Source organism: Constrictibacter sp. MBR-5 (assembly GCF_040549485.1).
Lineage (GTDB): Bacteria > Pseudomonadota > Alphaproteobacteria > JAJUGE01 > JAJUGE01 > Constrictibacter.
Genome location: NZ_JBEPTK010000021.1, coordinates 1 through 24113 on the forward strand (window position 1 = coordinate 1; position 24113 = coordinate 24113).

The following is a 24113-nucleotide window of genomic DNA, read 5'->3' on the forward strand; positions in this document are numbered from 1 at the left end:
ATCATCCGGGCCCTCCGCAACACGCGTCGGGCCCAGCCTATCGGCTGGGGCAGAAATCAATCGGCGACCGGGTCAGTTTTCATGCGGCGGCTACACTGTCGGGATCGGTGCGCGAGATCTTCGTGTCTTTGACGGCCGGCTCCCGCTCCCTGCGCTGCAGCGGCTTCTGGCCGTGGGCGGCCCGCTCGGCCTCGCCGCCGCGTCGAGATCGTCCCAGTAATCGGCGGTGCTCTTGGCGCGCGGTTCCCAGTCGAAGCGGTTCTTGTTGGCGTTCGCCTTCAGATGGGTGGAGTCGGTGTAGAGCACCCGCCCGTCGACCAGGCCGTGCGAGATCGCCTGTTCGACGATCGCCTCGAAGATGGCCCGGGGAACACCGTCCTCCTGGAAGCGGCGCCGGCGGTTCTGGCTGATCGTCGAGGCGTCGAAGACCCGATCGGTGAGCTTCAGGCCCAGGAACCAGCGATAGGCGACATTGACCTCGATCTCCCGCACCAGCTGGCGCTCGGAGCGGATGCCGAACAGATAGCCGACGAACAGCGCCTTGAACATCAAGGTCGGATCCAGCGGCGGCCGGCCGTTGTCGGCGCAATAGAGCCCGGCGACGCGCTCGTGGATGAACGAAAAGTCGATCACAGCCTCGATCTTGCGAAGCAGGTGATCCTTCGGAACCAACTCCTCGAGCGTCACCATCTCGAGCGTCGTCTGCTCCGGCGAGGGCTTCTTGAGCATCAATTCTTGAATCACAAAGGCCCGGCTACCGCCAGGCCTTTGTCAGCAGTCTGAGCCGGGCACCCGACAGGGGTGCCCGGCTTTCGCCACATCCACGTCGTGTCTCTGCTGGATGCCCCATGTTGGCGCGACGGCCGAATCCAGGGTGTAGTCAGTGACAGAACAACAGGACACGCAGATGATGAACTGGAACGAAATGGGCCCTAAGTGGATTTCGCTATGGGGATTGGCTGGATCGCATGGATCCTGATTCTTGTTATCGTGGTTTTGACCATAGCCGCCTTCGCGAAATATCTTCGGAAATGAGCGAAAAGACTTCTGAATGACCTATACAATCAATCGAATGATGTCCGGCGCGGCTATCGACGACGTCGACGCGCGTGCGCGAAAAGCGCTTTCGGAGCACGGCTTCGGCGTGCTGACCGAGATCGACGTCAAGGCGACGATGAAAAAGCAGCTCGACGTCGAGCTGCCGGCCTATCGCATTCTCGGCGCCTGCAACCCGAAGATGGCGCATCAGGCAATCGAAATCGAGCCGCGGGTCGGTGCGATGCTGCCCTGCAACGTCATCCTGCGCGAAGTCGAGGGTGGTGTTGATGTCAGCGCCATCGACCCGGTGGCGTCGATGCAGGCTATCGAAAACGCTCAACTGATGGCCGTCGCGGGCCAGGTCCGCGAGCTGCTGGCGAAGGCCGTAGAGGCGATCTGAGATGAGCCTGCGCGCCGCCACACTCGGAGGCCTGGCGATCTTCGGGATCGTCCTGCTCGGCGTTTGGCAGATCGCGCCATCGGTCTTCACCGAGGCACGTGGACTGATGGACGGTGAACGTCTCGATATGCTGGTGGCGCGCGCTGGCTTCTGGGGGCCCGTTGTGATCGTCACGCTGATGACCGTCGCAGTCGTTGCGAGCCCGATCCCGAGCGCGCCGATTGCGCTGGCCGCCGGGGCTGCCTACGGACATCTCTGGGGCACAGTGCAGGTCGTGATCGGCGCAGAGCTTGGGGCGCTGATCGCGTTCGGCCTGGCACGAGTTCTGGGGCATGATGTATTGCGACGGGTGTTCGGTGATCGGATGGACGCCGGTCTGCTCGGGTCGCAGACCGCGTTGACGGCGACGGTTTTTGCCAGCCGCCTGATGCCCTTCGTGTCCTTCGACATGATCAGCTACGCAGCCGGACTCAGCCGACTGCATGCTTGGCGTTTCGCGCTTGCGACACTGGCTGGCATCGTTCCGGCGAGCTTCCTGCTCGCCCATTTCGGCGGGGAGGCGGTCAGCGGGGACCTCGGGCGGGCGACATGGGCGGTGCTTGGCCTCGGCCTGGTCACAGGATTGCCGCTGCTCTGGATCGCGACCCGACGCAAAACCAAGAAGGAATCCTGATGGCGGCCGCCTACAAGAAAAACAGCATCACATTGCCGGGCGCAGTGGCCATGGGCACCGGTGTGATGATCGGCGCGGGTATCTTCGCGCTGACAGGACAGATCGTCGAACTGGCCGGGCCGCTCTTCCCGCTGTCTTTTGTCGTCGGTGCAATCGTGACCGCGTTCAGCGCCTACACCTACATCAAGATGTCTAACGCGTTTCCGTCTGCGGGCGGCATCGGGATGATCCTGACGAAAGCCTACGGGCCGGTGACGATCGCGGCGGGCGCTTCACTCCTGATGGCGTTGTCGATGGTCATCAACGAAAGTCTCGTCGCGCGCACCTTCGGGACTTACACGCTGCGGGCGTTCGGCGGCGATCCTGACAGCGTTCTGGTTCCGGTTCTGGGCGTCGGGCTGATCGTCATTGCCTATCTCGTGAACGTCTCCGGCAACCGTTCGGTAGGGCTGTTGTCCATCATCATGGCCGTACTCAAGGTCGGCGGCATCGCGCTGTTCGGGGTGGCCGGTCTCTGGGCAAGTGGGATCTCGTTCGAGGCCACGGGCGGAGACCTGGGCACAACCGGCTTCGTGGCGTCCGTCGCGCTGTCGATCCTCGCTTTCAAGGGTTTCACCACGATCACCAACAGCGGTGCCGAACTCACCGAGCCACATAAAAACGTGGGCCGGGCCATTGTCCTGTCCATTGCGATCTGCGCGGTCGTCTATCTGCTTGTCGCCTTCGCGGTCGGATCCAGCCTACCGCTCGACCGCATCGTGGCGGCGAAGGACTACGCGCTGGCCGAGGCGGCCCAGCCCGCCCTCGGGCAAACTGGCTTCTATCTGACGGTGGCGCTCGCGCTGGTGGCCACGGCGTCGGGCCTGATCGCCAGCGTGTTCGCGGTCTCGCGGATGCTGGCGATGCTGACCGAGATGAAGATGATTCCGCACAGTCATTTCGGGATGCCGGGCACGATCAAGGACCATACGCTCGTCTACACCGTCGTGATCGCAGGCTTCCTGACGGTCTTCTTCGACCTCAGCCGGATCGCCTCGCTTGGCGCCTTCTTCTATCTGGTGATGGACATGATCATCCACTTGGGCGTGTTCCGGCATCTGCGCGAGGAGATCGGCGCACGTGGCTGGGTGCTGCTGGCGGCCATCGCGCTCGATGCCGTGGTGCTGGCTGCCTTCGCCGCGATGAAGTGGCAGTCCGACCCGCTGATCGTCGTGATCGGCCTCGTCGGCATGGCGCTGGCCTTCCTGTTCGTGCGGGTGTTCCTTGCGCGCAATCCTGTCAGCGAAGGCGATCACGACCACCATCGAAAGTGACTTGAGCTTCCAGTCGCTGGAGGCGTGAAACTGCGACAGAACCAGAAAGGTTCACACACCATGGACCACGATCATCATCACGCGGGGTCCGATATCCCGGCGGGAACGGAGACGGCAAAGGACCCGGTCTGCGGGATGAAGGTCGCGGTCAGGCCCGACGGGCGGCACGCGGAGTTTGGGGACAAGACCTTCCATTTCTGCTCCGAGAAGTGCCAGACGAAGTTCAAAAGAGACCCATGGTTCTACGCAACGGGCCGGAGCTCTGAGCACCCAAAGGCGGCCCCCGCGGACGTCCAGTACACCTGCCCGATGCACCCCGAGATCATCCGCGACGCGCCCGGTGCCTGCCCGATCTGCGGCATGGCGCTGGAGCCGATGCTGCCAACTGACGAGCCGAGTGAGGAACTAACCGACTTTACACGCCGGATGTGGATTTCGGCCGCCGCCGCGGTGCCGCTTGTCATCCTGACGATGGGCGAATTGGTGGCGCTGCCGGTGCGCGACTGGATCGGGCACCAGACGGCGAGCTACCTGGAATTCGTGCTGGCCACGCCGATCATCCTCTGGGCCGCCTTGCCGTTCTTCCAGCGCGGCTGGGATTCGATTGTGAACCGATCCCCCAACATGTGGACGCTGATCAGCCTCGGTGTGGCGGCAGCCTATCTCTATTCTCTGGTTGCGACATTCCTGCCGGACGTCTTTCCGGAACAGTACCGCATGGGCGAAGGCGTCGGTACTTACTTCGAGGCGGCGGTGGTGATCGTGACGCTGGTCTTCGTGGGGCAGGTGCTGGAGTTGCGCGCGCGCGAACGCACCGGCGACGCGATCCGTGCGCTTCTGGATCTGGCGCCGAAGACCGCACGGCGCATCCTGCCGGACGGGTCTGAATATGACGCGCCACTGGAAAACATCATGGAAGGCGATCGGCTGCGCGTGCGGCCAGGTGATGCGGTCCCAGTCGACGGAACGGTGATCGAAGGTCGCTCGTCTCTGGACGAAAGCATGCTGACTGGCGAGTCGATGCCCGTCGAAAAAGGCCCAGGCGACGCGGTGACCGGCGCCACGTTCAACAAGAACGGCAGCCTCGTGATCGCGGCGGGCAAGGTCGGGTCCGACACGGTGCTCGCACAAATCGTGGCGATGGTGTCGAACGCGCGGCGGTCTCGCGCGCCAATCCAGGGGCTGGCGGACCGGGTGTCGGCGGTGTTCGTGCCGACCGTGGTCGGGATTGCTATCTTCGCCTTCGTCGTCTGGATGATCTTCGGTCCGGAACCCGCGCTCGTCTTCGCCATCGCCTCGGCCGTATCGGTGCTGATCATCGCCTGCCCGTGCGCGCTTGGGCTGGCGACGCCGATCTCGATCACCACGGCGGCGGGGCGCGGGGCGCAGGCGGGGGTGCTGGTCAAGGATGCTGAAGCGCTCGAGCGGATGGCCGGGGTCGATACGCTGATCGTGGACAAGACCGGCACCCTGACGATGGGCAAGCCGAAGCTGACGGATACCGTTGCGCTGGAGGACGTGGCCGAAGCGGACCTGCTGTCGCTTGCCGCTGCACTCGAGCGCGGGTCTGAACACCCGCTGGCCGAAGCGATTGTCGAGGGGGCCGAGGCGCAGGGCGCGGCACGGCAAGAGGCGGCGGATTTCGAGGCTGTCACCGGAAAGGGCGTGCAGGGCCGCGTCGGTGGACGCGCGGTGGCGCTCGGCAACGCCGCGATGATGAAGGAGATGGGGCTGGATACGGGCACGGCCGACGCGAAGGCCGACACTTTGCGCGCCGAGGGCAAGACGGCGATGTTCATCGCGGTCGATGGCGCACTTGCCGGTATCGTGGCGGTGGCCGACCCGATCAAGGAAAGCACCACGCAAGCGATCCGCGAACTTCACGCCCAAGGGCTGCGCGTCATCATGGCGACTGGCGACAATGAACGGACGGCGCAGGCGGTGGCGGGCAAGCTCGGCATCGACGAGGTGCGCGCCGGCATCCTGCCCGAGGCCAAGAAGGACCTGATCGACCAGTTGCGCCGTGAGGGCCACAAGATCGCCATGGCAGGTGATGGCGTGAACGACGCTCCCGCACTGGCCGCCGCCGATGTCGGCATCGCCATGGGGACGGGCGCCGACGTGGCGATGGAAAGCGCAGGGATCACACTACTGGGCGGTGACCTCATGGGTATCGTGCGAGCCCGTAAGCTCGCCCGCGCCACCCTGCGCAACATCAAGCAGAACCTGTTCTTCGCCTTCGCCTACAACGCGCTTGGTGTGCCTATCGCCGCGGGGCTGCTCTACCCCGTGACCGGGCTCCTCCTGTCGCCGATGATCGCGGCGGCGGCGATGAGTCTGTCTTCGGTCTCGGTCATCAGCAACGCGCTGCGGTTGCGGCGGGTTGATCTTTGAGGGAACGACCATGGCTGAAGAACCGAGCCGCTGGGAAAACGTCTACCAGAGCAAGGAAGAGGCCGAGACGAGCTGGTACGAGGATCGTCCGCAGGTCTCGCTCGACCTGATCGCCGCGACAGGGGTAACCATCGACGCCGCCATCATCGATGTCGGCGCGGGGGCGTCGCGGCTGGTGGATTGCCTGCTGGAACAGGGCTTCCGTCGGATCACTGTGCTGGACCTGTCTGGCACTGCGCTGGCAAAGGCCCGCGCCCGACTGTCTGACGATGTGCCCGTCGATTGGGTCGTGGCCAACGTCCTCGACTGGCAACCGTCAGTGCACTTCGATGTCTGGCATGACCGGGCTGCGTTCCATTTCCTGACCGACGCGCCCGACCAAGACGCCTATCTGCGGGTCATGGACCAGGCTCTTGTCCCGGGTGGCCATGCCATCATCGGCACGTTTGCGCCGGATGGCCCAGAAAAATGCAGCGGCCTACCGGTCGCCCGCTATGACGCGACCCTTCTCGCGGAACGGCTGGGCCCGGGCTACCGGCTGATCCAGTCCTTGATGCACGATCACGTGACGCCTTGGGGCAGCGTGCAGCGGTTCCATTTCGGCCTGTTCAGAAAGATCTGATCCATCCGACCAGCTCTTTGCCCGACCTGCCAGAGCCGGATCTTCAGGCCAGCCTCGACCACTGCGGATGCAGATCGTCGACAATGACGGGATGGGCGTGCCCCCGAGCGTGATTCCCCTCGCGCAAATGCGGATGATCGGGCGGCAGATTTTCATGGCGATGCGAGACCGGTTCTTCTCCCGCCGCAGGCCAGACGGCCAGGGCCAGCGCGACCGACGCGGCGGCGATCATTGCCAACACGGCGAATGTCGGCCCCATGCCTACGCGCGCGCCGAGCCAGCCCGCCAGCGGGTAGGTGATCAGCCAGCATCCATGCGACAATGCGAACTGCGCGGCAAAAACCGCTGGCCGATCTTCAGGCAAGGCCGAGCGGCGCAACAGCCGCCCTGAGGGAGTCTGCACGACCGAATAGCCGAGGCCCAGAATGACCCACAGCGCCATCAACGCCGGAAGCCCGGCCGTTATGAGAAATGGCCCGGCGATCAGCCCCGCCGCCAGCACCGCAGCCCCCGCCAGCATCACCGGACGGTCGGGCACGCGGTCGAGCAGGCGCGGCAGGGTCAGCGCCGCCAGCATCGACCCGCCCCCGAAGGCCGCCAGCGCCAAGGCGACCTGCGACTGCCCAAGGCCCAGACCGGCCTGCACGATCACCACCGTATTCACGATCACCATGGCACCGGCCGCGGCAACGGCAAGATTCAGCGCCAACAGGCCGCGCAGCCGCGGCGTCGCCAGATAGAGGCGGATACCGCGCGTCGTGCGGTCCCAGATCCCGCGCGGGACTCCCGGCTTCGGGCTGGGCAGCACGACCGAGACCACCAGCACCGCCGAGGCAAGGAAGCCCACGACCGTGCCCCCGAACAGCGCGGGGAAACTCACCACTGTCAACAAGGCCGCCGCCAGCATCGGCGAGATCAGGTTCTCCAGATCATAGGCCAGGCGCGACAGCGACAAGGCCCGGGTATAGTCCTTCTCGTCGGGCAGAATGTCGGGGATGGTGGCCTGGAAAGTCGGCGTGAACCCAGCCGACGCCGCCTGCAACAGGAAGATCAACACATAGACTTGCCAGACCCCGGTCACGAAAGGCAAGGCGAGCGCGACCCCAGCGCGGATCAGATCCAGCGCGACCAGCATCCCGCGGCGCGGCAGACGTTCGGCAAAGGCCGCTGCGATCGGGGCCAGCACGACATAGGCCACCATCTTGATCGCCAGAGCGGTACCCAGCACCAGCCCCGCTTCCGCCCCCGCCAGATCATACGCCAGCAGGCCGAGGGCCACCGTCGCAAGGCCGGTTCCCACGAGCGCGATGACCTGCGCCGCAAACAGGTGGCGATAGGTGCGGTTTGCGAGCAATCGGAGCATGACGTGAACCTTTCAGGCGGTGCGTGGCGCAAGCAGGATGAAGCCGGCACCGAGGAGGCAGAAGATCGCGCCGGTCAGGTCCCAGGGATCCGGCCGTTGTCCCTCGATCGCCCAGAGCCAAACCAGGGAGGCCGCAATGTAGACCCCGCCGTAAGCTGCGTAGGCGCGACCAGCGAAGTCGGACGGGGCAAGTGTCAATAGCCAGGCAAAGGCCGCAAGCGAAACGAGGCCGGGCAGCAGCCACAGCGCCGAGGCCCCGAGCCGCATCCACGCCCAGACGGCAAAGCATCCGGCAATTTCGGCAAGCGCCGCGGCGGCATAGACCGCAAAGGTCGGAAGCGCGGTCATGTCGCCGCCCCCGAGCCGGGCTCGGGACGATGGTCATCGGCGCAAAAGCGCATGGTCGCTCAGCACCTCGATCACCCTGCAATCCGCGATCGTACCCTGGGCGCATTGCATGATCATCCGCTCAAGTTCAGCCTTCAACGCCGTCAGCCGCGCGATGCGCGCCTTCACGGCGGCAAGCTGTTCCTTTGCGATGATGTCCGCAGCGGCGCAGGACTGGTCGGGCCTGTCGGCGAGGCTGAGCAGGTCGCGGATGGCCTCGAGCGGAAATCCGAGATCACGCGCCTGGCGGATGAAAGCAAGCCGGTCGAGCGCCTTTGCCCCGTAGAGCCGCTGGTTCCCGGCGCTGCATGTTGCGGCCGATGACGGTGCCGTCGAGGACATTGAGGGCGGCGAAGAGCGTGGTGGTGCCATGGCGTTTGTCGTCGTGGGTCATGGTGCCGGCGCGTCCCTTCTTCATGGGCAGGCCGGGCTGGGTGCGGTCGAGGGCCTGGATCTGGCTCTTCTCGTCGACCGAGAGGACGATTGCGTGGGCCGGCGGGTCGAGATACAGGCCGACCACGTCGCGCAGCTTCTCGACGAACTGCGGGTCGTTGGAGAGCTTGAACCGCTCGACCCGGTGCGGCCGCAGGCCATGGGCACGCCAGATGCGCTGGACCGAGGAAACGCTGATGCCGGCGGCCTTCGCCATCATCGCGGCCGTCCAGTGTGTCGTCTCGACCGGGGGATCGGTCAGGGTGAGTGCGACCACACGCTCCGCCACCTCCGGTCCGAGCGGCGGGATGCGCGACGGCCGCGTTCTGTCGCGCAGCAGGCCGTCCACCCCTTCGGCCATGAACTGCTCCTGCCAGCGCCAGACGCGGGCTTCGACTTGCCCGTGCGGCGCATGATCTCGACGGTTCCCGCGCCGTCGGCCGTCGCCAGAATGATGCCTGCCCGCCAGACGTGCTTCTGCGGGCTGTTCCGATCCGCGACGACCGCTTCCAATCGGGCACGGTCTGCGGCACTTACCTCGACGGTGATACCTTCGCGCATCCCGCCGAGACTCGCACACGCGAAGCGGTCAGGGAATCTTCTGTTAGGTTCTAACCACTAGCTTAACTGTGTCCACGGAACCGGCAGCAGGCCATACGCCGAGGCGTAAGAAATGTGGACGCGCGCCGTTCCTTCAGCCATCGCCGCGACGCGCCAGGCGATCGCGGCGTCATTTTGTGGTCTCCTGCGATCAAGAGTGGGAGTTCTGTTGCCGCCGGAAGATCGAACTGCGCTGCCCGATCTGGAGAACTGCTACAATGAAACCTATCGTCACATTGACCCTGAACCCGTCGGTAGATGGCGCCGCGGAGGCCGATGTCGTCCGTCCGGTCCGCAAGATCCGAACATCGAACGAACGATACGATCCGGGCGGAGGCGGCATCAATGTGGCGCGGGTCGTTCGGGAACTCGGCGGCTCTCCGCTTGCGATCTATCTCGCCGGCGGCGTGACCGGCGGTGTGCTCGACGACCTGCTCGACGTTGCGGCGGTGGCCCGACGGCGCGTGTCGATCCAGGATCACACCCGCGTCAGCCACGCCGTCTACGAGCGTTCGAGCGGTCAGGAATACCGGTTCGTACCTGCCGGCCCCCTGGTCCAGGAATCGGAATGGCGGGCGTTCCTGGCGTCGATCGAGGATCTCGACTGCGACTATCTCGTTGCGAGCGGGAGTCTGCCACGCGGTGCCCCCGAGGATCTCTACGCCACCGTCGCTGACATGGCGCGCCGTAAAGGGGCCAAGCTAGTGCTCGACACTTCGGGGATGGCGCTTCGCGCCGGGATCACGCGCGGCGTCTATCTGCTGAAGCCAAGTCTCGGCGAACTCGAGACCTTGCTCGGTCGAAAACTTCCCGATCCGGCGGCGCAGGAGGCGGCGGCGCAAGAACTGGTCAGTTCGGGTGCTGCCGAACTGGTGGCGTTGACCCTGGGCCGCGATGGCGCACTGCTCGCGACGAGCGAGGGTACGCTGCGCCTGGGTGCGCTCGATGTCGTCGTAAAAAGTGCGGTCGGCGCCGGAGACAGCTTCGTGGCGGCCATGACCCTCGGTCTCGCCCAAGGGCGCTCGGCAGAAGATGCGTTCGGCTATGGGATGGCGGCAGGTGCTGCGGCCGTCTTGTCGGCCGGTACCGGCTTGTGCCATCGGGAGGACGTCGAGCGTCTCTACGGAGAGCTGAAATGCCGGATGCCGGCTGGCCGATAAGCCGTCACAAGGACCGAACGGCCGGTGGTTGGGCGAGAAGTGATTAGAGCGGTTTCCGATCAGTCTGCATCGTATCCTGCTTTGGCGAAGTAGTTCGCGCACTCGGCGGGCGAGTAGAGGTCTACGATGCGGCCGATGGTGCTCCAGAGACCGTGGATTGTGCGCTCTGCCGCCTTGCGCAGGTGCGCTTTGAGCTTCGAGAAGGCGAGTTCGATCGGATTGAAGTCGGGGCTATAGGGCGGCAGGAACAGCAGCTTCGCGCCGGCCGCTTCGATCGCTGCCGCGACGACAGGCGTCTTGTGGCTCGACAGATTGTCCATGATCACGGTGTCGCCTGGATGCAGCTCGGGGATGAGCACCTGGCGGATATAGGCGATGAAGGCCTCGCGATTGATCGGGCCGTCGAGCACCATCGGCGCCATCATGCCGGTGCGCCGCAGGCCTGCAACGAAGGTGGTCGTCTTCCAATGGCCATGTGGCACGCCAGAGCGCAGTCGCTGTCCCCGGCGGCAGCGGCCGTGTCGACGGGCCATATTCGTCGAGGCCCATGTCTCGTCGATGAACACCAGCCGTTCGGGATCGAGGTCGAGTTGACCTTCGAACCAGTCCCAGCGCCGCTTCAGGACGTCGGGCCGGTCCTGCTCCGTGGCGTGCGCCGACTTTTTTTGCGCGTGATCCGGTGCCGATCGAAGAAGCGCCACAACGTCCCGATGCCGACCGCTACGCCGCGTTCCGCCAACAGCGCCTGGATTTCGACCAGGGTGATGTCGTCGGTCGCCTCGACGCACCCGAGGATGAAGGCGGCATGCGCCTCGATCCTGGCCGAGCGGCGGTCACCGCCCTGCGGCTTCGCTGCCGGCGTGCCGTGACGAAGCGCCAGTTGCCGCCAGCGGATCGCGCTGGCGGCGCTCACACCGAAGCGAGTTGCGGCCTGACGGCACGACATCCCGCCTTCGACCGCGGCCACCACCCGATCACGAAGATCCTGCGAAAGTCCTCGACCCATCCATGCCGGCCTCCCTCACCAGCAAGGATCGTGAATCAGAAAACCACGCTCATGGGAATCCCCTACGATTCACGTCGACCGGAAACCGCTCTAGCGCCCACCTCCGCACAGGGATCATCAAGATTGCTTGAAGCAACATTGACCGAGATCAATTCGCACCAATCTCCAGTGTGCCAAGATGGGGTTGATGGCCGTTAGCGTCTGCTCGGATATGCGATGCGGCCGGATGGAGCCGAGCTTTTGCACCGAATTGTGCCGATATTGCGGACCTGGGCGACGCTCGCAGTCTGCTTTTTGCTGGCGGCTGGCCTAAACTTTCATCCAATTCACGATTCGGAATATTCAGCATTTGCTGGGACGCCTTTGTTGCAGGCTGCGATCGCGCCTGCGCAAGCGGCAGGCGGCGGTGCCCATCATCAATCTTCGGCAGCCTTGCACTGCAACTCACCGGGCTCCTGCGCCTTTCTGCCCGTGAGTTTCTCGGCTCTCATCCGCGAACCGAAATCCGGCGACTGGACACTCCGACCGTCGCGCCATCCGCGATCCAGGATCGTCCATCGTCAATTCCGACCGCCCCGTCTCCCTGCGCACGCATGACCGTCGCGCGGTGGGCCCGATGCTCCTCTGCGCGTCGCGACACCCCTTCGTCGTTCCAATGCGCATGGAGATGCTGCAATGCCCGCCCTCTCACGCCCCGAACCCACCCGTTCGACGTCAGCCACCTACGATGTCGCCGCCGTCCGCCGTCTGACCGAGTGCCGACCGGAATTCTTACGCTTCTTCCGTAGTCGTCTAAGCCGGCCGGAGGATGCCGAGGATGCCTTCCAGGATTTTTGCCTCAAGGTGATCCGGGCTGCGCAAGCGCCGGGCGACGGCGGCAAGGTCGATGCCTGGCTCCGCCGCGTTCTGCGCAATACCCTGACCGACTATTACCGCCGTCGCGCGACGCGGCAGCGGGCGGAGGCCGCGTACGAAGTCGAGGCTCCGGAGCCGGTGTTTCAGCCCGGCGCAGACCAGCAAGATAATCCGTGCCGCTGCGTCCGGGACCTCGTGCCGACTCTCCGGCCGGACTATGCCGAGATCATCCAACGCGCCGATCTCGAACAGGAGCCGCGGGAGCGAATCGCGGCACATCTCGGACTGACGACCAACAATATCGGCGTCCGCCTGCATCGGGCGCGCCGAATGCTAAAAGACAAGATTGAGGAACGCTGTCCGACATGTTGCGACGGCAGCTTCCGGAACTGCGATTGCGGGCCGGTGGCGCACGGGGCGAGTCGGGTCGAACGGTATACTCCCTGGGTGTAATGGCGGCATGGCCGGAGCGTCTCTCTGATCGACGCCAAACGCGGGTCGTCGCCATCAGGAAGACGGCCCGCGCCGATGGCATGGCTGATCGTCAGGAGCTCGGGATCACGCCGTCGCCAACGCCGCGGCATTGCTGGCCGGAATTGCGTTCGCCGTTCGCGGGGTGAGTCTGGTCACGCGCCACGGCAAGAGACCGACAGCGACCGTCGGTTGATGGCGGGAGATGAAATATTCCCGAGAGAGCCTCCCCCTCGTTTACCAGTCCGAGGCTCGTCGGCGGCCCACGCCGACGAAGAAGCAAGGTTTTCAGGCGCCCGAATCTCTGCGCCGAGTTCATCGGGCTCGCTTCTTGACGCGGCCGCCGCTGTCGGGCGCGAATTCAGCCGCATCTTCAGTGGGCTGCGCCTGCACGGACGCGGAACCGTTCTTCCGGTACACGATCGCCACACCCATGCGGGGAGAACGGGGTGCCCGCGGCGACGCGTATGGCATCTGCGACCGAGTGGCCTGAGCGGTTGGCGTGTTCCCGACGGAAGACGTCCGAAGCGCGTATTCGGCGCCCCCGGTGTAATGACGCGGCAGGACGAGCGTCTGAAGGATCGAACGCTGCGCCAGGCACGAACGTCCGCCTGCACGGCGTCTCCCATTCCAGCCGCAGGAGAGCAAAGATGACGATACACTCCGCCTCGCCCCGTTCGATTGGCTTGCGTTTGCCGGTTCTGAAAGCCCTGGGCGTCGCCGTTGGCATCACTGCCCTCACCGCAACCGGCGCTTTGGCGGCGCAACACGAGACAAAGCCGCAGCAGGGCCAGTCGCAGCAAATGCCCGGACCTTCCTTCGAACGCATGCAGGAGATGATGCAGCAGGCCGGCGAGGCGAAAGACCCCGCCGAACGCCGCCAGCTCATGCGTCAGCACATGCAGATGATGGGCGAGAAGATGCAGGCGATGCGCGGCATGATGGGCGACATGCCCATGCATGGCCGAATGGGCGGCGGTCAGATGTCAAGCGGCTCGTCCATGGGCATGTCGGGAGACAAGTCCGGGCAGATGCCGCAGATGATGGGTGCGGCGACGCCCGAAATGATGACCCGCATGCGCGAACATCAGGGCATGATGCAGCAGATGATGGAGCAGATGCTGGAACAGCAACGCATGATGATGGACAAGGGCGAGCAGTAATAACGCCGAAAAGGCGGCGGCCGCACCGGAAGGTGCGGCGGCCGCTGTCCGAAACTCTCAAAGGCCCGGTGTGAGCGAGACGCAGGACGCATGATCCGGTCTGTCCTGGTCCCGCATCGTCGCGGGACTGGTGGTTCTTTCCGTCTTTGGTGCGGCGTCTTTCGTCCTGTGGTGGACCGGCATGCTGGACCGCCTGCTCGACGGTGAGGCGCTTAAGCAGGCGGCGATGCAGCTCGGTCCTTTCGGTCCGCTCCTTATCATCGGCCTGATGACCGTCGCCATCGTCATGAGCCCGATCCCGAGCGCCCCGATCGCTTTGGCTTCCGGCGCCGCGTACGGGCATTTCTGGGGGGCGCTTTATATCGCCATTGGTTCCGAAACAGGCGCACTGATCGCCTTCGGCGTTTCCCGCCTCGTCGGGTACGACGCGCTCAGAGCATGGGTCGGCACACGGCCGTCAAAAGGCATATTGCGACGCTTCATAGCCTCGCAAAACACCTTGATGGCGGTCGTATTCGCCACGCGACTGATGCCGTTCCTGTCCTTCGACATCATCAGCTACGCCGCCGGTCTGACACCGCTCAGGACCTGGCGCTTCGCGGTCGCGACCTTGCTGGGCGTTATTCCCGCGAGTTTCCTGCTGGCACATTTCGGCGACGAACTCGCCTCCGGCGACTGGCGGCGAGCCGGGGTAACCGTGCTCGCGCTCGGCCTCGTCACCCTGCTGCCCGTCGCGTGGAAGCTCGTTCCGGCGCGCCGCCGGTCAGTGTTGAGGCGCCTGTTCCGTGCGGGACAGCCTTCGAAGACCGTGGCACCGGACCCGATAGCCACAAGCCAACAGGATGGGAGGAAGAGGCCGTGATGGGACGGCATGTGGAGCATGGGCGGAATGGGGCTCATCTGGATACTGATCCTGGTGGTCGTGGCCGTCGGTATTGCCGCCTTGGTCAAGTACCTGATGTCGCGGAAGTAGCTTCGACGCTGATCCGGTCCGGAGCGACGGCATCTTCTCGGTCCTGATTCTAGCCGTTGCGCATACCCACTGAAAGCGGCCTTACCTCCTGCTCCGACATTGTTGCGGCCACAGAAAGCCCAGCATCGACGTTCGCCGTTCGTATTCGGCGCCACCGCTGTAAGGCGTTTGTAGGTTAGGCGTCTGAAAGGACAGGAGGTGAACGATGACTGGCGACGATCCAGAAGGCCGCTCGGGCGGCGGCGATGAGCATGACGCGGCCGCCAGGGCTGCTGATGCCGCCGTGCGTCGGGCGCTCGTCGAGAGCCGCCGGCAGATCCTGAGTTTTCTGCGACGGCGACTGGGCAGCTCCGAAGCCGCCGAAGATGTCTTGCAGGCATTCATGCTGCGGGCAATCGAGCGATTGGCCCAGTTGCGCGATGTCCGCACGGTCCGGGGCTGGCTGAGCCGGATCCTCGCTTCGACCATCGTCGACCATCAGCGTCGGTCCACCCGGCGGCGGCAAAGGGAGGCGGTGATGAGCCCGAACGATCTTGAAGCATTTGAAATCGAGGCGGACGAGGAGCTCGACGAGGCGGTCTGCAACTGCCTCTACAAGCTCCTGCCCACGCTCAAGTCGGAATACGCCGAAGTGATCTGGCGCGTGGATCTGTTGGGGGAGCCTCGGGATCGGGTCGCGGCGAGCCTCGGCATCACCTTGAACAATGTGACCGTGCGGCTCCACCGCGGCCGGCAGGCGCTGAAGAAGCGGCTCGAGGAGATGTGCCTGACCTGCCCGGTCCACGGCTTCCTCGACTGCCGCTGCGAAGAGGCGGAACGCGCGCGGCGGCGTCGCGAAGAGCTGGCGGATGGCATGAAACTGTAATGCCAAGTGCGTCGTCGCGTCTGTAGGGCTGAATGGCGGTTCCATTCGGGCCGGGCCGCCCGGCGGTCCGGCTGTGACTCGGACGCACATGAAAGGATGACAACAATGCACACGGATACGAAGCCTTCGAGCGTCAGTCCGGCCAATCGGACCGAAGAATCCTGCTGCGGTCATGGAGGGCGCGCTCCAGCCGATTCAGTGAAGTCCGCAGCCGCGCCCGAACGGTCTCCTGGGAAACCGCAGGCCGAGACGACGCGAGAGGCGGCGCAAGGCAAATCGAGGGGCTGCTGCTGCGGCAGCTGAGATGTAGGGGAAGGCCAGGTGCCACTCGTCACGGCGCCTGTCGACCTGCGGCGCATGCTGCGCCGCGCGTTCTGGGAGGTTTGGTGTTGAGTACTGTGACATTGGAGGTCGGCGGCCTATTCGAGAAACTCGACCATCTCGGCGTCGAGAAGCAGTTGAGCGCCGAGAAGGGTGTCCATCGGGCGACCTCCAACCCCGCATCAGGCAGCGTGACCGTCGACTTCGACGAGACGGTCACGAGCGCCGAGAGGCTGCGGCAGAAGGTGCGATCCTGCGGGTTCCGCTGCCGCGGCAGCGTGACGCCGCGGCATGTCAGCAAGCCGGAGGGGGCGGAGCCGGCGGAGGTGACGTCCGCGCAGCCGCGCCACCAGGGCCACGGCGGACCGACGTCGGCGCAGGACGAGATGGCGCAGGAGATGGGCCACGGCGGCGGCATGGACATGGCCGCCATGGTGCGCGACATGCGCAACCGCTTCTGGATCGCGCTCGTCTTCACCATACCGATCTTCGTCTATTCGCCGATGGGCGGCATGTTCACGCCGCCCGCGCCGCCCTTCGGACTGGACCTCGATCTTTGGCTGTTCTTCCTCGGCAGCATCGCGATCGTCTATCCGAGCTGGCCGTTCTTCACCGCCGCCTGGCGGGCGCTCCGGAACGGCGTCCTCAACATGGCGGTGCTGGTCGTACTGTCGGTCGGCACCGGCTACGTCTTCAGCGTCGGCTCGACCTTCTTCTTCCCCGGCGTGCAGTTCTACGAGGCGGTGGCGGTGCTGCTGGTCTTCATTCTGCTCGGCCACTGGCTGGAGATGCGGGCCCGCGCCGGCGCCTCGGCGGCGATCCGCGCGCTGCTCGATCTCGCCCCGCCGATGGCGACTGTCCTGCGGGATGGGCGCGAGGTCGAGGTTCCGACCTCGGAGGTGCAGGGCGGCGAGACCGTCGTCATCCGCCCCGGCAACAAGATCCCGGTCGACGGCGAAGTGGTCGAGGGGGAATCCCTCGTCGACGAATCCATGCTGACCGGCGAGTCCATGCCGGTGAACAAGGGGCCGGGCGATCAGGTCATCGGCGCCACCATCAACAAGAGCGGCACCTTCCGCTATCTCGCGACCAAGGTGGGCGCGGACACGGCACTGGCGCAGATCGTCAAGCTGGTGCAGGAGGCGCAGAACTCAAAGGCACCGGCGCAGCTCCTCGCCGACCGCGCCTCGCAGTGGCTGGTGCTGATCGCCATCCTGATCGGACTCGTGACGTTCGCGGTCTGGTTCTGGTGGATCGGCTCGCCGCTGCTGTTCGCCCTGACCCTGACGATCACCGTCTTCGTCATCGCCTGCCCGGATGCTCTGGGGCTCGCCACGCCGATGGCGGTGATGGTCGGCACCGGCCTCGGCGCGACGCATGGCATCCTCTTCAAGAACGCCGGCGCACTCGAAGACGCGACCAAGCTCGACGTCATCGTGTTCGACAAAACCGGCACGCTGACCATGGGTCAGCCGCGCGTCGTGGAGGTCGTGGCGGCCGCGGGCCGGGACGAGGACGAAGTACTGCGGACGGCAGCTTCGGTGGAGCGCGGCTCGGACCATCCGCTGGCGCTGGCGATCATCGGACGCGCCGAGGGGCTCGACGTGCCGGAGGCGCGCGCCTTCCTCAACCTGGAAGGCAAAGGCGCGCAAGCCGAAATCGAGAGCGAGACGGCATTGCTCGGCAACCGCCGGCTCATGGACGAGGAGAAGATCGATCTGGGGTCGCTCGCGGGGGAAGCCGACCGCCTCAAGGGCGCCGGCCGCACCGTCGTGCATGTCGGCCGCGGCGGCAACATCCTCGGGCTCATCGCCATCGCCGACGCCGCTCGTCCGAGTGCCAAGGCGACCGTCGCCAAGTTGCGCGAGCGCGGCGTCGAGGTCGCGATGCTGACCGGTGACAACGAGGGCACCGCCAAACGCATCGCCGCAGAACTCGGCATCGACATCGTGTTCGCCGACGTGCTGCCAGGCCAGAAGGCCGACAAGGTCAAGGAGCTGCAGGCCCAAGGCAAGCGGGTCGGCATGGTCGGCGACGGCGTCAACGACGCGCCGGCGCTGACCCAGGCCGATGTCGGGTTCGCGATCGGCGCTGGCACCGACGTGGCGATGGAGAGCGCCGACGTGGTGCTGATGAGGAGCGACCCTTACGACATCGTCGGCGCCATCGAACTGTCACGCGCGACCTTGCGCAAGATGCATCAGAACCTGTTCTGGGCGGTCGCCTACAACGTGATCGCCTTTCCGATGGCCGCCGGCGTGTTCTACCCCTTTGTCGTCAGCCCCGAGGTCGCGGCGCTGGCCATGTCGGGCAGCTCTGCGCTGGTCGCCGTCAACGCGCTGCTCCTGAAGCGCACGCGCCTGGAGGGGGTGGGGCGTGGCAGGTCCGACGAGGCAACCGGCGCACGCTCGGCCGAGTCGGTCGGATGAGCGGCCATGACATCGGCGTAGCAGTGTTCAGATCGCGCAGCGACGCTGCGGACAGTGTGGGAGCATAGAATGGATCATGGAGAGAATCGGCGCGGGTTCTTTGCCTCGCGCGCCAACTTGGTTCTGCTGGTCTTCCTTGGAGTGGGCGGCTTCTATCTCGTCTCAGAGCATTGGGCCCATCTCCTGGGCGCCGGCCCGCTTGTTCTGCTCCTCGGTGTCTGCATCGGTATGCATTTCTTCATGCATGGAGGTCATGGCGGACACGGGGCGGGCGGCAACAAGGGCGAGCGCCCGCCCTCCAGCGACGGGGCGCCTGACGATCATCGTCACTGAACGACGGGACAAGGAGAAACGCGATGACCGAAAGCGCTCCGGCCTATGGCCTCTGGGCCCTGGTTGTCCTCAACTCTGCAATCTTCATTCTGTTCGCCTTCAGCTTTTTCAAGCCACAGACCACGCGGGATTGGCGCTCCTTCGGCGCGTTCAGCGCCTTTCTCGTCGCGCTATTCACCGAGATGTACGGGTTCCCGCTGACCATCTACCTGCTCTCCGGATGGCTCCAGAGCCGCTATCCGGGCGTGAACTGGCTGTCGCACGACGCCGGGCATCTGCTCGAGATGCTGTTTGGTTGGGAGGCAAATCCGCATTTCGGGCCGTTCCACCTGCTTAGCTTTGCCTTCATCGGCGGCGGCTTCGTGCTGATCTCGGCCGCCTGGAAGGTCCTTTATGATGCGCAGCGCCAGCGTGAGCTCGCGACGACCGGCGTCTACGCCTATGTCCGCCACCCGCAATATGGCGGCTTCATCCTCGTGATGTTCGGTTTCCTGCTGCAGTGGCCGACGCTGCTGACGCTTGCGATGTTCCCGGTCCTCGTCATCATGTACGTTCGCTTGGCAAAGGGCGAGGAGCGCGCGGCGCTGGCCGAGTTCGGCGATGCCTATCGCAGCTACATGGCCGACGTTCCGGGGTTCATCCCGACATTATCCGCCCTTGCCGGCCGCTCGGCATAGGCTTGGCCGCGGCCAGTCCCTGTCCAGGCGGGGATAACGAGGAACACGTGTGAAGAGATACTCGGCGCACCGGCAACCGCTCTGCCTTGGCCTTGGTCTCGCGTAGCTTCACTGCTGACGCTACACCGCGCCGGGCGGCGTGTTGGGGACTTACCGCTGTTCGCCCTGGTCGACTTACCTGCTCCCGATTGGCCGTCATTTAGGCTGGTGTGGCGGTCGAGCACTCGGGATTGTTATAGCGATACCCGGGGTGCCCCACGAGCCCTCGGCACCGATAAGGAGTGTCTACTTTTACCTGAGGAAGAAAGCTATGAACGCAAGCAGCAGGACCCGCGTCGCCGTCAACGGCTACGGCGTCATCGGCAAGCGCGTCGCCGACGCCGTCGCCCGGCAGGACGACATGGAACTCGCCGGCGTGTCGGACATCAGCGCCGACTGGCGGGCGCGGATGGTGACGCAGAAGGGCTACCGGCTCTACTGCGCCGCGAGCGAGCATGCGCGGACGATGCGCGATGCCGGACTCGACGTCGCCGGCGCCCTCGACGACCTGCTCAAGGCCGCGGACGTGGTCGTCGACTGCACGCCGAAGCGCGTGGCGTCGAAGAACGTGGAACTATATCGCCAGAAGGGCATCAAGTTCATCGTGCAAGGCGGCGAGAAGCACGAGGTGACCGGCCATTCCTTTGTCGCCGAGGCCAGCTACGAGAGCGCGCTCGGCCGCGACAGCACGCGCGTCGTCTCCTGCAACACCACCTCGATCGTGCGCACCCTGACGGCGCTCAAGCATGCCGGGCTGCTGCACCGTGCGCGCGGGACGCTGCTGCGCCGCGCCACCGACCCATGGGAGAGCCATCTCGGCGGCATCATGAATACGCTGGTACCCGAGCCCGAGATCCCTAGCCACCAGGGGCCCGACGCCCAGAGCGTCGATCCCGAGCTCGATGTCGTCACCATGGCCGTGAAGGTGCCGGAGACGCTAGCGCACCTGCATTACTGGGCGGTGCAACTGACACGGCAGACCAATAAGGATGAGGTGCTCGCGGCTTTTCGCTCGTCCCCCCGGATCGCGCTGATCCGCATGGCGGACGGCCTGACGGCGATTAACACGGTCAAGGAACTGATGGCCGACCTCGACCGGCCACACGATAATCTTTACGAGGTTGCGCTGTGGTCCGACATGCTGAAGGTTGAGGGCGACGAGCTATTCTACGGCTATATGGTCGATAATCAGGCGATCGTCATTCCGGAGACGGTGGACGCGATACGGGCCCTGATCGGCCATGTACGTGATCCCCACGAATCTATCGCCAAGACCAACCTCGCGCTGGGGATCGGCGCCGTCGTCGACGCGCTGGGAGGATGAGGATGAGGGCAAAAGACATCATGACGACGTCCGTCGTATCGGTGACACCGGAGACCGGCGTGTCGGAGGTCGCGCGGCTTCTTCTCGAACGGCACATCAGCGCCGTGCCGGTGATTCAAGCCGAGGGCGGGCTGGTCGGGATGGTGAGCGAAGGTGACTTTCTGCGCCGTACGGAGGGCGATGGCCGACTGCACGGCTCCTGGTGGCTGCGGCTTTTCTCGGGACCCGGCGAGAGCGCGGCACAGTACGTGAAGACGCACGGCCGCTCCGCCGCCGACGTCATGACCCAAGACGTGATCACCGTTACGGAAGACACCCCGGCCGGCGAAATCGCTCATCTCCTGGAAACCAAGCGGATTAAGCGCGTGCCCGTCCTGCGCGACGGGAGGATCGTCGGCATCGTCAGCCGCGCCGATCTGCTGCGCGGCCTCGCGGCGCAACGCGATGCTCCCGTCGCCTCCGCTACCGTCGAGGACGAGACGATCCGAAAGCGGATCCTCGAAGAGATGAGCGCGAGCGACTGGGCGCCGACCTACGGCGTGAGCGTCATGGTTGCGGAGGGCATCGTACAGATCTGGGGATTCGTGGATTCGCACGAACAGGGTGAAGCACTCCGGGTCGCTGCCGGGAACGTGCCCGGCGTGAAGGGCGTGGAACTTCACGTCAGCAACATTCCAGCCCATGGGTGGGAATGAGCGGACCGGACCTCGGTCGAAGGAGCCACCAGTGTCGCTGATCGATTCCTTTCTCGCGCGCAGGCGGATCGCCTATTTCTCGATGGAGATCGCCCTCCGTCCGGAAATGCATACCTATTCCGGCGGGCTCGGCGTGCTCGCCGGCGATACCGCCCGGTCCTGCGCCGACCTCGAGTTGCCGATGGTGTTCCTGACTCTCGCAAGCCGGGATGGTTATCTGCGCCAGGAAATCGATAGCGACGGGCGGCAGGTTGACCACGCCGATCCGTGGGATCTGGCGGATTGGGCAACGCCGCTTGATGCCATGGTGGCCGTTCGGATCGAAGGGCGTGCGGTTTGGGTACGGCCGTGGCTGCACGTTCTGACCTGCCCAGTCGGCCACGCGATCCCGGTCCTCCTGCTCGACACCCGGTTGGATCACAATGAGCCCGCCGACCGCGCGATCACCGACCGCCTCTATGGCGGCGATGAAGCCTATCGTCTAAAGCAGGAAATCGTGCTCGGCGTCGGCGGCATGCGGATCCTGCACGCGCTCGGCTTCGACATCGAGATGTACCACTTGAACGAGGGTCACGCTGCGCTGCTCCCCGTCGCGCTGTTGCGGGAGCATCCGCATCCTAGGTTCTGTTGACAAAAGGGGATTCCCCGCGGGCGGTGTTTCTGATTCAAAGTCGCTTTCAGACGGGAGGCGACGTTGGCGCGGGATCGAATGTCGGACGCGGAGTGGGCATTCTTCGAGCCGTTCGTCACGGCGATCCGTCGGCCGAACGGCCGGCGCCCGGTGGATCATCGGCTCGTGCTGGACGGCGTCTTCTGGATCGCCCGGACCGGTGCGCCCTGGCGGGATCTGCCGGAAGAGTTCGGCAAGTGGTCCTCGGTCTACCGGCAGTTCCGGCGCTGGACGCTGGCGGGGCTGTGGGAGCTGATCCTTGAAGCGTTGAACGAGAGTGCCACCGTCCCCGACAGCGTACAGATGATCGACAGCACCATCGTGCGGGCGCATCACTGCGCCGCGGGCGCAAAAGGGGGACTCAGAGACAGGGTCTCGGCCGTTCGAGAGGTGGCTTCACGACCAAGATCCACCTCCGCACGAACGCCCTCGGCCTGCCGATGAAGGCAGCCGTCACCGCGGGACAGGTCTCCGACTATACCGGCTACGACGAGATGGCCGACGAGGACCTGCCGGACTGCAGGGTGCTGATCGCGGACAAGGGCTATGATTCCCAGGCGATCCGCGACAACGTCCGGGACCATGGCGGCACGGCGGTCATCCCGGCACGACGGAACCGCAAGACGCAGCTGCCCGTCGACCGCTTCGTCTACGCCCTGCGCAACCGCATCGAACGCTGCTTCAACCGTCTGAAGAACGCCCGCCGCCTCGCCACGCGCTACGACAAGACCCTCGCCAGCTATCTCGCATTCGTCGAGATCGTATCCGCGCGGATATGGGCCAGGCATTTGTCAACATGACCTACCAACCGACCCAGCGACGGCGCGTTGCATTACGATGCAAACAGGGTGCGCGAGCGCTGCGTGTTCACCACCCACACACCGGTCGAGGCCGGCCACGATCTCTTCAGCTACGAAGATGCGACGCGACTTCTCGGCGACTTCCTGCCGTTGGACCAGCTGAAGCTGCTGGCTGGCCCCGATCGCCTGAATATGACACGCCTTGCGCTCAATCTGAGCGGCTATGTGAATGGGGTGGCAATGCGCCACGCCGAGACGGCCCGCCGCATGTTCCCCGGCTATGGCATTCGGGCGGTCACCAACGGCGTCCACGTTCCGACCTGGACACACCCGGCTTTTGTCCGGCTCTTTCAGGAGATCGCCCCTGACTGGGGGCACGATCCGGAAGAATTGTCCGGGGCGGACCAGCTTTCGGACGACGCCGTTTGGACGGCGCACCAGGAAGCCAAGGGCGACCTACTCGCCGAGATCCAGTTTCTGACCGGCTTGGCGATGCAGCCCGACGTGCCGCTGATGGCCTTCGCCCGCCGAATGACCGGCTACAAGCGCCCGGACTTGCTGTTTACGGACCTGGAGCGGCTGCGGGCAATCAACCGCGGCCAGCCATTCCAGCTGGTGATGGCCGGCAAGGCGCATCCGCGCGACGAGGGCGGGAAGGCGCTGATCGCCAAAATCCACGCCCACATGCGCAGCCGCGCTGGCGACATTCCGATGGTGTTCCTGCCCAACTACGACATGGCGCTCGCGAAGAAACTCGTCGCCGGTGCCGACGTCTGGCTGAACACGCCGCTGCCGCCCCACGAGGCTTCCGGCACCAGCGGGATGAAGGCGGCGCTGAACGGTGTCCTGAACCTGAGCGTCCTCGACGGCTGGTGGATCGAAGCCTGGGTCGAGGGTGTGACCGGCTGGGCGATCGGCCACGACGACCAGCGCCACGGGGACGATGCCGAGGACCTCTACAACAAGCTCGAACGGACGATCCTGCCGCTCTATCGCGCCGACCGCGGTGGCTGGATTGCGATGATGAAGGAATCGATCAGCAAGATCGGGCCCCGCTTCAACAGCCAGCGCATGATGCGCCGCTACGCCAGCGAGGCGTATCTCCGATGA

The 24113-nt window shown here is 65.1% G+C and carries 21 protein-coding genes and 4 pseudogenes; 18 read left to right on the forward strand and 7 right to left on the reverse strand.

Translation table 11 applies throughout. The features are described 5' to 3' along the window. Positions 1-94: 94 nt before the first annotated feature. Positions 95-729 (reverse strand): annotated as a pseudogene (locus tag ABIE65_RS25165) (transposase); the annotation flags it as partial. 343 nt (positions 730-1072) lie between these two features. Between ABIE65_RS25165 and ABIE65_RS25170 the strand changes: the two are divergent. Genes ABIE65_RS25170 through ABIE65_RS25190 form a run of 5 tightly spaced genes read left to right on the forward strand, consistent with a single transcriptional unit; the run spans position 1073 to position 6440 of the window. After that, positions 1073-1438 (forward strand): DUF302 domain-containing protein, encoded by a 366-nt coding sequence (locus tag ABIE65_RS25170; RefSeq protein ID WP_354081545.1) that lies wholly within the window; start codon positions 1073-1075, stop codon positions 1436-1438. Position 1439: 1 nt separating this feature from the next. Then, positions 1440-2111, forward strand: coding sequence for a TVP38/TMEM64 family protein (locus ABIE65_RS25175; protein ID WP_354081546.1), 672 nt, complete (start codon positions 1440-1442; stop codon positions 2109-2111). Continuing rightward, complete coding sequence (locus tag ABIE65_RS25180; RefSeq protein ID WP_354081547.1) at positions 2111-3424, forward strand: APC family permease; 1314 nt, start codon at positions 2111-2113, stop codon at positions 3422-3424. The genes ABIE65_RS25175 and ABIE65_RS25180 overlap by 1 nt, the downstream gene beginning before the upstream one ends. Positions 3425-3484: 60 nt before the next feature. Continuing rightward, complete coding sequence (locus tag ABIE65_RS25185; RefSeq protein ID WP_354081548.1) at positions 3485-5818, forward strand: heavy metal translocating P-type ATPase; 2334 nt, start codon at positions 3485-3487, stop codon at positions 5816-5818. Between the two features lie 10 nt (positions 5819-5828). Then, complete coding sequence (locus ABIE65_RS25190) at positions 5829-6440, forward strand: class I SAM-dependent methyltransferase (protein ID WP_354081549.1); 612 nt, start codon at positions 5829-5831, stop codon at positions 6438-6440. A gap of 43 nt (positions 6441-6483) precedes the next feature. Here the strand turns inward: ABIE65_RS25190 and ABIE65_RS25195 are convergent, their stop codons facing one another. From ABIE65_RS25195 to ABIE65_RS25215, 5 genes and pseudogenes are all read right to left on the reverse strand, one after another. Then, complete coding sequence (locus ABIE65_RS25195) at positions 6484-7803, reverse strand: MFS transporter (RefSeq protein ID WP_354081550.1); 1320 nt, start codon at positions 7801-7803, stop codon at positions 6484-6486. Positions 7804-7815: 12 nt separating this feature from the next. Continuing rightward, complete coding sequence (locus ABIE65_RS25200) at positions 7816-8151, reverse strand: YnfA family protein (RefSeq protein ID WP_354081551.1); 336 nt, start codon at positions 8149-8151, stop codon at positions 7816-7818. A gap of 33 nt (positions 8152-8184) precedes the next feature. Then, the gene (locus tag ABIE65_RS25205) at positions 8185-8319 is read right to left on the reverse strand and encodes a MerR family transcriptional regulator (protein WP_354081612.1); all 135 of its coding nucleotides are present in this window, start codon (positions 8317-8319) and stop codon (positions 8185-8187) included. A gap of 9 nt (positions 8320-8328) precedes the next feature. Further along, positions 8329-8562, reverse strand: a pseudogene (locus ABIE65_RS25210) (MerR family DNA-binding protein); the annotation flags it as partial. Further along, positions 8492-9183, reverse strand: a pseudogene (locus tag ABIE65_RS25215) (IS630 family transposase); the annotation flags it as partial. The pseudogenes ABIE65_RS25210 and ABIE65_RS25215, both read right to left, overlap by 71 nt. Positions 9184-9440: 257 nt before the next feature. Here ABIE65_RS25215 and ABIE65_RS25220 point away from each other — a divergent pair. After that, positions 9441-10382, forward strand: a complete 942-nt coding sequence (locus ABIE65_RS25220; protein WP_354081552.1) for a 1-phosphofructokinase family hexose kinase — start codon at positions 9441-9443, stop codon at positions 10380-10382. A 59-nt stretch (positions 10383-10441) separates the two neighbouring features. On the opposite strand, the gene ABIE65_RS25225 is transcribed toward ABIE65_RS25220, so the two are convergent. After that, a protein-coding gene (locus ABIE65_RS25225; RefSeq protein WP_354081553.1) for an IS630 family transposase occupies positions 10442-11388 on the reverse strand; the annotation gives its coding sequence in 2 pieces (ribosomal slippage) (positions 10442-11052 and positions 11052-11388; 948 coding nt in all). A 675-nt stretch (positions 11389-12063) separates the two neighbouring features. On the opposite strand from ABIE65_RS25225, the gene ABIE65_RS25230 reads away from it, so the two are divergent. The 12 genes and pseudogenes from ABIE65_RS25230 (at position 12064) to glgP (ending at position 24113) form a co-directional block, all read left to right on the forward strand. Beyond that, positions 12064-12696, forward strand: coding sequence for an RNA polymerase sigma factor (locus tag ABIE65_RS25230; RefSeq protein WP_354081554.1), 633 nt, complete (start codon positions 12064-12066; stop codon positions 12694-12696). 668 nt (positions 12697-13364) lie between these two features. Beyond that, positions 13365-13877 (forward strand): hypothetical protein, encoded by a 513-nt coding sequence (locus tag ABIE65_RS25235; protein WP_354081555.1) that lies wholly within the window; start codon positions 13365-13367, stop codon positions 13875-13877. A gap of 181 nt (positions 13878-14058) precedes the next feature. Then, a complete protein-coding gene (locus tag ABIE65_RS25240; protein ID WP_354081556.1) occupies positions 14059-14739 on the forward strand; it encodes a TVP38/TMEM64 family protein in 681 nt (226 codons plus the stop codon). Between the two features lie 316 nt (positions 14740-15055). Next, positions 15056-15715: an RNA polymerase sigma factor gene (locus ABIE65_RS25245; RefSeq protein WP_354081557.1), complete on the forward strand. Its 660-nt coding sequence runs from the start codon at positions 15056-15058 to the stop codon at positions 15713-15715. A gap of 398 nt (positions 15716-16113) precedes the next feature. After that, positions 16114-18465, forward strand: a complete 2352-nt coding sequence (locus tag ABIE65_RS25250; RefSeq protein ID WP_354081608.1) for a heavy metal translocating P-type ATPase — start codon at positions 16114-16116, stop codon at positions 18463-18465. A gap of 69 nt (positions 18466-18534) precedes the next feature. After that, on the forward strand, positions 18535-18798 hold the full coding sequence (locus ABIE65_RS25255; RefSeq protein ID WP_354081558.1) for a DUF2933 domain-containing protein: 264 nt from the start codon (positions 18535-18537) through the stop codon (positions 18796-18798). Between the two features lie 23 nt (positions 18799-18821). After that, positions 18822-19475, forward strand: coding sequence for a methyltransferase family protein (locus ABIE65_RS25260; RefSeq protein WP_354081559.1), 654 nt, complete (start codon positions 18822-18824; stop codon positions 19473-19475). A 310-nt stretch (positions 19476-19785) separates the two neighbouring features. Then, the gene (locus tag ABIE65_RS25265; RefSeq protein WP_354081560.1) at positions 19786-20838 is read left to right on the forward strand and encodes a type II glyceraldehyde-3-phosphate dehydrogenase; all 1053 of its coding nucleotides are present in this window, start codon (positions 19786-19788) and stop codon (positions 20836-20838) included. A gap of 20 nt (positions 20839-20858) precedes the next feature. After that, positions 20859-21533 carry a CBS domain-containing protein gene (locus tag ABIE65_RS25270; RefSeq protein ID WP_354081609.1) on the forward strand — a complete coding sequence of 225 codons (675 nt, stop codon included), beginning with the start codon at positions 20859-20861 and terminating at the stop codon, positions 21531-21533. A 31-nt stretch (positions 21534-21564) separates the two neighbouring features. Further along, complete coding sequence (locus ABIE65_RS25275; protein WP_354081561.1) at positions 21565-22164, forward strand: hypothetical protein; 600 nt, start codon at positions 21565-21567, stop codon at positions 22162-22164. Positions 22165-22242: 78 nt separating this feature from the next. Next, positions 22243-23003: pseudogene (locus tag ABIE65_RS25280) on the forward strand (IS5 family transposase). Between the two features lie 27 nt (positions 23004-23030). Beyond that, a complete protein-coding gene (gene glgP / locus ABIE65_RS25285; RefSeq protein WP_354081562.1) occupies positions 23031-24113 on the forward strand; it encodes an alpha-glucan family phosphorylase in 1083 nt (360 codons plus the stop codon).